The sequence below is a fragment of the Candidatus Dependentiae bacterium genome (assembly GCA_026389015.1).
In the GTDB taxonomy this organism is placed as follows: Bacteria; Babelota; Babeliae; order Babelales; family Vermiphilaceae; genus JAPLIR01.
In genome coordinates this window covers 1-7,394 of sequence record JAPLIR010000002.1, presented here as the reverse complement: position 1 = coordinate 7,394, position 7,394 = coordinate 1, and the positions used below count along the sequence as shown (strand labels likewise).

The following is a 7,394-nucleotide window of genomic DNA, read 5'->3' as shown; positions in this document are numbered from 1 at the left end:
GGTGGTTCATGTGTATGTGGCAAAAACAAGAAGAATTAAGAAATAAATTTTTTATTTAGTATAAGAACATTTCTATATATTTTTGGAGTTATTTATGAAGATATTCAATAAATTTTTATTATTCGCTGGTTTACTTTTTTTACCCCTTTGCACACAGTCGATGGGCATGTCTTCTGGCACTAAAAAATCTGATTCAGCAGTGACGCCACTTATGTTGGCTGCAAAGGCTAATGACATAAAACAAGTTAAACAGTTAATTTTAGATGGTGCTGATATTGATAGTCAGGATAAGAAAGGTCGTAAGGCAATTGACTATGTTCCTAATGAATGTCATGGGCTTTTGAATATGTTGAAAACAGAGCATTTATGTAAGAGCGTTTTCCTAGGCGATAGGGATAGCGTCAAAAAACAAATAAAACATGGTTGTAATGTGAACGGTAAAAATATTTTAGGTGATACCTTGCTGTCAATTGCTGCTCGCCATCGCGATAGTCAGATGATAAAGTTACTAGTGACTCTAGGTGCTAATAGTAATGTGAAAAATAGCAACGGCTATGCGCCAAAAGAGATCGCTATGCGTTTGGGGCATAAAAACGCAATGCGTTTATTGGATTGTGCCGAGGACAAAGAAGTTAAGCAAAGGTGCATGGGAAATGCTATAGGTTCTAGTTCTCAAGAAACTCTTTCTGATTGTAAAGCTGTTGAGTTATTGAAAATGTCCAATGATCACAAGGTTTCTGATTTAAAAGCTTTAAATACGACATCACCAAACTCTGTTTCTAATGAATGCGATGGCTTGAATATAGTAAGAGAACGTTGTTCAACTATCTTGCAAGAAGAAAGTTTATGTAGAAATGTTCTATCGGGTGAGGTAGATGAGGTCAAAAATAAAATCAAAAATGGATGCAATGTAAATTGTAGGAATATTTTTGGTGATACCCCATTGTTAATTGCAGTTTCCCTTGGTAATAGTGAAATGGTGAAAATATTATTGAATCTTGGCGCTCATATTAACGTGGTAAATAGAAATGGTGCAGCACTATCACTTGCCGCTTACTATGGCGATAGTCAGATGGTAAGGCTATTATTATATTTTGGCGCTAATAGTGATGTAAAAAATAGCGACGGCTACACGCCAAAAGAGATTGCGATTGGTTTTGGCCATAAAGAGGCAGTACGTGTATTAGATTGTGCCGAGCTTATTAATAAGCTTGATGCGAATGGGAATACTGCATTATTTGGTCCTGCTGAGGGGCATGATATTCGTGAAGTTATAAGATTAATTAAGGCTGGTATAAATGTTAATATACAGGGTAATTATGGAAACACAGCGTTGCAAAGGGCTTGCATACATGACAATAGTGATAAAGTTGTAGATGTCTTGCTGAGAGCAAAGGCTGATCCTACGCTAAAAGATAAAAACGCTAGCACGGCTCTTCATACAGCTGCAATGTTTGGACAAGATAAAGCAGTTGATATGTTATTGAAAGCAAAAGCTTCTGTTGACGAGCAAGATGATCTGGGAGATACAGCATTAATGAGGGCAGCAAGAAATGATCATGCCAAGGTAATTGAAGTTTTATGTAGAGGAGGCGCTCGTCTCGATATCAAAATTCCACAAGATACAAGAATACATACTGGCAGATATACAGATTTTTCTAAAGCGCACTCCAACTTTACAGCATTAGATTTTGCTCGTGAATTTCGTCGTAAGGATGCGATTGATGCATTATTGCTCTGGAAAAATAATGTGAATGGCGCAATAAGCGATACTAATTCTCATCAAGCATGTTTGGCTTGTCAAGGCAAGGCGGCTGCTGCTGGCGCTCCTTGTTCGTGTAAAATAAGTAACTAAATTAAAGAATGAGGAAGTTTTTATGAAGAAACGTAATGCACTATTAATAATTTTAGTTGGAATCGTGGGTATGCCTGCATTTATGGAGGCCATGGATAAAGGCGAGAAAAAAGATGTTAAAAACATAGTGCAATCTGATGATCAGCGTCTTGTTCGGACGCAGGATATGGTCAATAAATCTGTAAAGACCTTATCGCTTTTTAATAGTGAATTACAATCAATATATGCAAAAACGGATGCTCGCATTCTGCAATCGTTGACTGTAAAAGATACTGCAGATGAATTTAGTCTTTTAATTGAGCGCATGCAATCAGCAAGGATTGTTTATGATGCTTCTTTTTGTTCTGCTATGAAAAATATCGGCAATGAGAAGTTTGTAAGAGAGGTATTAGTAAGTTCATTGGCTTGCGATAAGGCATATAAGCTATGTGTTCAAGCAGGACAGAAATTAAAAGAAGTAATTATGGCTGTCCAAGCGTGCGACAGGCAATTAGTGCGTATTGAAATGGTACAAAAAGACGTTGATCGCGTTATACATGGTTTAATGCAGCGAGCCGAACGGTTACAAAAACTTTATGATGAAACAGCGCCTTCAATGTTGCAATTTCCTGAAGTTCAAGTATTTGCAGATGCGTGGAATAAGGCATCAAGTCAATACTGCTCACAATACAAAGAATTTAACATCGCGGTTGAAAAATGCCGATCGGATTATGAAAGAAATCAAGATGGGTCTTTGGGTATCATTGATGATTTAGAGAAAAAAAGATCTGTTTTTGTATCTGGAGAATGTGAGAACTATAAGCAATCGATTGAAAACTTAGAGAAGGCTTTTGTCGATCAAGTAAGGCAGCAAAAAAAACAAGCGGCTCAACAAGAAAAGCAAAAAGAATGTATTGATGCGGCCCAAAAAAGAATAGAAGAGATAGCGCAAAAATATGAGGCATTTAATATACTATTAAACAAAAAGTCACCTAATATTTTGCAAGAACCTGCAGTAGAAAGTTGTCTCAAGGAATTGACCATTGCTCATACCCAAATAGAAAAAGTGATATGTGGGCTTCGTGAAGCACCTACCTTTGAGGAATGTTTTTTGCGGGCTGAGCCAGCGCTTGATATATGTAATAATTTTGAAGATTCGATGTCAAAGCTTGCGGATGCAATAAAATCTGCACACGACAAAGATAATAAAGATAAAAAGAAAAATGAAAAAAAGGTAAGATTCCTAGCTGTAGCATCTTTAATGACAAAAAATGTTGACCAAGAATTTCTGGCTAACTCAGAGCAATCAGATAGTGCAGTAGCACAACAAAAAATAGAAAAAATGAATGTTGTCGGTCATGGTCATTATGGAAATTGTATTAATCCTTATTCGAAACAGTGTTCTTGTCTAGAGCGTCATATAACAAGTCAGATGTTTCAAAAAAATGATGTACTCATGAAGGCGGTTCGAGATGGCAATCTTTCAATTCCAAAGGCTCAGGTGATGATATACGCAGGAGCTCAAGCAGATGCACTAGATAGTTCTGGATTGACAGCACTTCAAGTTGCCGCAAAAATAGGTCGTACTGACTTAGTGAAGGCAATGAGGGATGCGATGAGTCAAAATTCTGGCGATTGCCAATCATGTAGAATTAATAATGGTTTTGCGGCAGGTGGTGGCGCAGGAGCTCCTTGTACTTGTGGAAAAAAATAAGAAAAAATAAGAAAATAAATTATTAACCAAAAAGCGCCCTGCCTTGTAGGTGAAACTATAAGGCGGGGCCTTTTTTAATGTATGGTTCGTCACTAGTCAATTATCTATTGCATGCAAATGCTTGCTAAGCAAAATCCCCACATGGTACCTTGAAGGTATAACAAAATGTGGGATTTTTTTTAGGTGAAATGGATTATGTATATGAATAGTAAAAAAATACTCTTGCTGTCTCTTGGTATAAAGGCATTACTGATTTCAGCATGTCTCTTGTTAATAGGTTTGGTATGTCGTCGGAGCGGCGAAATCAATATTGCGATGATGGTTGATGCAACGCAAGATGCCATATATGACGATTTTGGATACACACCACTTATTAAGGCAGCCGTTATGGGTGACGTTGGCACTGTCAAAGAGATCATTGGAAGACGTGAGTTCTTAGACGCTCAATCAAAAAACTTTGATCAGACACTGAATATGATTTCTGGCAATACTGCCTTGCATGCTGCAATATTTGACAGTAATTTTGATCCAAATTTTGAAATTGCAAAACTTCTGATTAGAAATGGCGCAAATGTGCGAATACCCAATTATAATGGTGATACAGCAATTCATAAAGTGTCGATTCCAGTAAACGTTGATCATCGAGCTCTATTGCTCGGCATGTTAATTAAGCGTGGTGGCAACGTTAATGCGCAAACCAATAATGGTGATACGATGTTACATTTAAACGTATATAACAACGAGGGTCAGTGGGTTGAAAGATTGCAAAAAGAGTTCGGTTCATTAATTAATTTTGAGATTAAGAATAATAGGGGTTTGACGCCTCAGCAATTAGCTATTTACCTTGGCAAAACTGATTTGGCAGGTGTTTTTAATAATAAAAAAGTGCTATTGGGTTTAAGAGCTGATGGTAGTATTGACGACGTAAAAGCGCGCGACGTTATGGGATTGACCCCTTTTATGTTGGCAATCATTCGTGGCGATAAAGAATTTGCCTTGAAATTATTAAAAAAACGCGCAGATATTAATGCGCGTGTTTATGACGAGACTCAAAACAGCTCACTGCATTTGGCACTCTTGTTTCAGAATGTTGATATGGTGAAGTTTTTAGTTGATCAACCTGGTATCGATGTTAACATACAGAATGCTGATGGCGATACGCCGTTACATTATATTTTTAGAATTGATGCGGTTGGTAAAACTGATCCTAACTCGTATAAAGAATTACGCAAAGAAGCCGCAATGGCCTTATTAAGCAAAAAATCCAATATTAATATTAAAAATAAAAATGGATTTACGCCGGTTCAGTTAGCCGTGCTAGCTCATGAAAAGGATCTTGTTGCGTTGATGAATCTTGGTTTTGTTACCAGCAAGAAAAAATAAATGAACAAAAAATTTTATTTATTAGCATGGAAATAATTCTTAATGAATTATTTCCATGACTCTTATGTTAAAATTGTCTTATTTATACTCCTATTGGCCCGATATACATTCATCTATATTTTTATTGCGGCATCGCTTTATCTTTTGTCTTCGATTGAATATGTCGATGTTTTTTTGAGAACGACTGAATTGGCGTATCCTTAAAATTTTAAATAACCGATTCGCGTGTGGCGATATCATTAATCGCAGCGATCCACCCTTTGGGATTACCAATGTCATGACGAGTGCCCTTGATTTTATAGGCATATACTTTTTCGTTATGGTTGCGCATCATGTGAGCGATTGCATCAGTGAGTTGCAGTTCGCCGCGTGTGTGATTTTGTGCAAGTGTTTGTAGAGAAGTAAAAATAGTTGGAGAAAGTACATAGCGGCCAATGACAGCTAATGTTGATGGCGCATCATCTGGGTGCGGTTTTTCAACCATAGATTTAACTTCAAAAATATCGGCATTGATTTGTTCTTTAATGGCTACAATACCATACGATGAAACTGCATGGTGAGGAACTTCTTGGACGGCGATTACGCTGGCCTTTTCTTTGCGGGCAATATTCATGAGTTGCCCAATCCCAGGATCTTGGGATAACATAATGTCATCCGGCAGCATGATGCCAAAATATTCTGAGCCGATCTGTTCGTGGGCCATCATAATGGCGTGGCCAAGTCCAAGAGGTTTTGGTTGCTCAATGTAATAAAGAGAAGAATTTTGATTAATAGTTTTAATGCTATCGAGTAATCCAAGCTTTCCTTGGGATTCAAGAGTTGCCTCGAGTGCTGTGTTTGGTTCGAAATAATGGCGAAGTTCTTTTTTTTCTTTGCTGATGATAATGAAAAAATCTTTGAGATGAGATTGTATTCCTTCTTCGATGATGTGTTGGATTGCTGGCTTGTTGCCAAGAGGTAGCATTTCTTTAGGGATTGTTTTTGTGTAGGGTAAAAATCTGGTCCCGAGTCCTGCTGCTGGAATAATTACTTTGGTAATGTTCATATTGGTTTCATGCTCCCAGATTTTTTTAAAGGGTTGTTTATAACACATCATCTACAGCGTATATTCATTTTTTAGTCATGGCAAGTTACGCAAATGAAATTATCTGTCTGTAAGAAAATTTTATTTATTGGCGCATTAAAATTTAAAACGATGAGTTTATTTGTTTGTTTTTGAAACATGGCTTCAAATTTCTATCACTCGCTTTTATTTTTTTGTATCAATAGATTTTATTGGGATCCAAAGAATAGTTGATTGTCGTTAATATATGCAATCGCTGCCCGATAGATCGATTGAAGCGCATTATTGAGCGAGTATGAAAAAAGCGATTGAAATAATGAGTGAGCCGATGAGATATTTTGATTGAAAACCGAACGCCGGCTTTATTTGCCATTGACGAAATGAAATTGCGCCAATGCACATGAACGCAATAATGCGAACGGCAATAATAGTAATCAATAACGTGAGTTGCGAAAAAAGAGCGGCATGAAAAATAATGATCGACAAGAGACTGATGATGATGAGATTAAATATAAAGAGATGATCTGATTTTTCGTGTGCAATAAAAAACTTTTCATACGCAATAAAAAAGTTCTCCGAAAAACTAATGATAAAAAACAAATAAGCCAAAGTCCAAGCTGGTCCGGTGTTGGCGATTGAGTTTATGTGCATGATGGTGCCGTAGTTAATAACAAAAAATATAATGATGCCGTACAATACTTGATTGAGGTGGTTGCTGATAAAAAGGAAGGCGCTTTGTTTATCGGCGACAGAAGTTTCTTTGAGATGCGACAGCAAAATACTACTTGAAATGCCAAAAGATTTTTGTAAAATGACTGTAATGCAATGGACGATTGAAGACATTAATTTAAAAATGCCTGCTTGATTGAAGCCAAATGATAGGGCAAAGAATGGAACTAAAAAATTGCTCGAAAAAAACATATGACTTGCTTGGTTTAAAAAATTGAACCATCGACTTCGTAATATGCGCCATTGCATGGTTGCATCAGGAAGTTCGCGCGCATTGGAATTATCGGGCAGCGTTGTGTAGTAATCGTGTGCGCATACGCAAAGAGCCAAACTGCTCAGTGCTGATACCGCAAGCATTGGAATAAAAACAAGAGAAAGCCCAATGGGGTATCCGAGAAAGTAACCAATCCAGACTAGACTGGTATAGGTTACAATGCTGGTCATTTCTATGAGAGCGGTTTTATGATTAAGGCAAGCAAGTTGTAAAAGCATGCGCATTGTTTTTTTTATGCCTTCAAAAAATATAAGCAACCCTATCACTATGAGCATGAATGGGGTGAGTGGTGATTCTTGGTGCAGGTAAGTGTTGGCTATAATAGCTATGAGAAATAATAATGCTAGTAGTGCATATTCAGGAATTAATTGCACGTAAAATATTTTTCTAAAATGGT

The 7,394-nt window shown here is 37.1% G+C and carries 5 protein-coding genes; 3 read left to right on the top strand and 2 right to left on the bottom strand.

Annotated features, from left to right (window positions below; genetic code table 11):
* Nucleotides 1-94 precede the first annotated feature (94 nt).
* The 3 genes from NTX86_00035 (at nucleotide 95) to NTX86_00025 (ending at nucleotide 4,931) form a co-directional block, all read left to right on the top strand.
* Nucleotides 95-1,855, top strand: coding sequence for an ankyrin repeat domain-containing protein (locus tag NTX86_00035; protein MCX5921710.1), 1,761 nt, complete (start codon nucleotides 95-97; stop codon nucleotides 1,853-1,855).
* 22 nt (nucleotides 1,856-1,877) lie between these two features.
* Nucleotides 1,878-3,548, top strand: coding sequence for an ankyrin repeat domain-containing protein (locus NTX86_00030; protein MCX5921709.1), 1,671 nt, complete (start codon nucleotides 1,878-1,880; stop codon nucleotides 3,546-3,548).
* Between the two features lie 201 nt (nucleotides 3,549-3,749).
* Entirely contained in the window at nucleotides 3,750-4,931 is a 1,182-nt protein-coding gene (locus NTX86_00025; GenBank protein ID MCX5921708.1) for an ankyrin repeat domain-containing protein, read from the top strand.
* Between the two features lie 208 nt (nucleotides 4,932-5,139).
* On the opposite strand, the gene NTX86_00020 is transcribed toward NTX86_00025, so the two are convergent.
* Together NTX86_00020 and NTX86_00015 are read right to left on the bottom strand one after the other, a co-directional pair.
* Complete coding sequence (locus NTX86_00020) at nucleotides 5,140-5,976, bottom strand: UTP--glucose-1-phosphate uridylyltransferase (GenBank protein ID MCX5921707.1); 837 nt, start codon at nucleotides 5,974-5,976, stop codon at nucleotides 5,140-5,142.
* Nucleotides 5,977-6,276: 300 nt separating this feature from the next.
* The coding region (locus NTX86_00015) for a hypothetical protein (GenBank protein MCX5921706.1) at nucleotides 6,277-7,394 on the bottom strand (1,118 nt) is incomplete at its 5' end.

Coding starts and splice junctions, on each gene's coding strand:
- NTX86_00035 (MCX5921710.1), top strand. CDS start 95: ATGAAGATATTCAATAAATTTTTATTATTCGCTGGTTTACTTTTTTTA.
- NTX86_00030 (MCX5921709.1), top strand. CDS start 1,878: ATGAAGAAACGTAATGCACTATTAATAATTTTAGTTGGAATCGTGGGT.
- NTX86_00025 (MCX5921708.1), top strand. CDS start 3,750: ATGAATAGTAAAAAAATACTCTTGCTGTCTCTTGGTATAAAGGCATTA.
- NTX86_00020 (MCX5921707.1), bottom strand. CDS start 5,976: ATGAACATTACCAAAGTAATTATTCCAGCAGCAGGACTCGGGACCAGA.